Annotated in this window: 1 rRNA gene (cut by a window edge); it reads right to left on the bottom strand. The window is 57.3% G+C overall.

The window, feature by feature from the left end:
• A 23S ribosomal RNA gene (locus tag ACWCP0_RS41855) occupies positions 1 to 1,701 on the bottom strand; it reaches 1,487 nt to the left of the window's first position.
• Between the last annotated feature and the right edge of the window lie 34 nt (positions 1,702 to 1,735).

Here is a 1,735-nt window from a genome sequence, read left to right as displayed (position 1 = left end):
GTCCTACACCCTTACCCCGGGACAACCACCGCCCGGGCTGGACTACCTTCCTGCGTCACCCCATCGCTTACCTACTACCACCTTGGACCGGCGGCTCCACCACTCCCCATCACTCCGAAGAGATCAAGGGCGGCTTCACGGCCTTAGCATTAATGGATTCGATACTGGGCGTTTCAAAGCGGGTACCGGAATATCAACCGGTTGTCCATCGACTACGCCTGTCGGCCTCGCCTTAGGTCCCGACTTACCCTGGGCAGATCAGCTTGACCCAGGAACCCTTAGTCAATCGGCGCACACGTTTCTCACGTGTGTATCGCTACTCATGCCTGCATTCTCACTCGTGAACCGTCCACAACTCGCTTCCGCGGCTGCTTCACCCGGCACACGACGCTCCCCTACCCATCACAGTCCCCGTTGGGGGTACATACTGCAATGACACGACTTCGGCGGTACGCTTGAGCCCCGCTACATTGTCGGCGCGGAATCACTTGACCAGTGAGCTATTACGCACTCTTTCAAGGGTGGCTGCTTCTAAGCCAACCTCCTGGTTGTCTCTGCGACTCCACATCCTTTCCCACTTAGCGTACGCTTAGGGGCCTTAGTCGATGCTCTGGGCTGTTTCCCTCTCGACCATGGAGCTTATCCCCCACAGTCTCACTGCCGTGCTCTCACTTACCGGCATTCGGAGTTTGGCTAAGGTCAGTAACCCGGTAGGGCCCATCGCCTATCCAGTGCTCTACCTCCGGCAAGAAACACACGACGCTGCACCTAAATGCATTTCGGGGAGAACCAGCTATCACGGAGTTTGATTGGCCTTTCACCCCTAACCACAGGTCATCCCCCAGGTTTTCAACCCTGGTGGGTTCGGTCCTCCACGAAGTCTTACCTCCGCTTCAACCTGCCCATGGCTAGATCACTCCGCTTCGGGTCTTGAGCGTGCTACTCAACCGCCCTATTCGGACTCGCTTTCGCTACGGCTTCCCCACACGGGTTAACCTCGCAACACACCGCAAACTCGCAGGCTCATTCTTCAAAAGGCACGCAGTCACGACGCAAGGACAAATCCCTGCGCGACGCTCCCACGGCTTGTAGGCACACGGTTTCAGGTACTATTTCACTCCGCTCCCGCGGTACTTTTCACCATTCCCTCACGGTACTATCCGCTATCGGTCACCAGGGAATATTTAGGCTTAACGGGTGGTCCCGCCAGATTCACACGGGATTTCTCGGGCCCCGTGCTACTTGGGTGTCTCTCAAACGAGCCGCTGATGTTTCAGCTACGGGGGTCTTACCCTCTACGCCGGACCTTTCGCATGTCCTTCGCCTACATCAACGGTTTCTGACTCGTCTCATCGCCGGCAGACAATGAAAGAGAGATCCCACAACCCCCACGACGCAACCCCTGCCGGGTCTCACACGTCATAGGTTTGGCCTCATCCGGTTTCGCTCGCCACTACTCCCGGAATCACGGTTGTTTTCTCTTCCTGAGGGTACTGAGATGTTTCACTTCCCCTCGTTCCCTCCACACTGCCTATGTGTTCAGCAGCGGGTGACAGCCCATGACGACTGCCGGGTTTCCCCATTCGGAAACCCCCGGATCAAAGCCTGGTTGACGACTCCCCGGGGACTATCGTGGCCTCCCACGTCCTTCATCGGTTCCTGGTGCCAAGGCATCCACCGTGCGCCCTTAAAAACTTGGCCACAGATGCTCGCGTCCACTGTGCAGTTCTCAACC

The sequence above is a fragment of the Streptomyces sp. NPDC001970 genome, from assembly GCF_053594115.1.
This window is presented reverse-complemented; position numbering and strand designations above follow the sequence as displayed.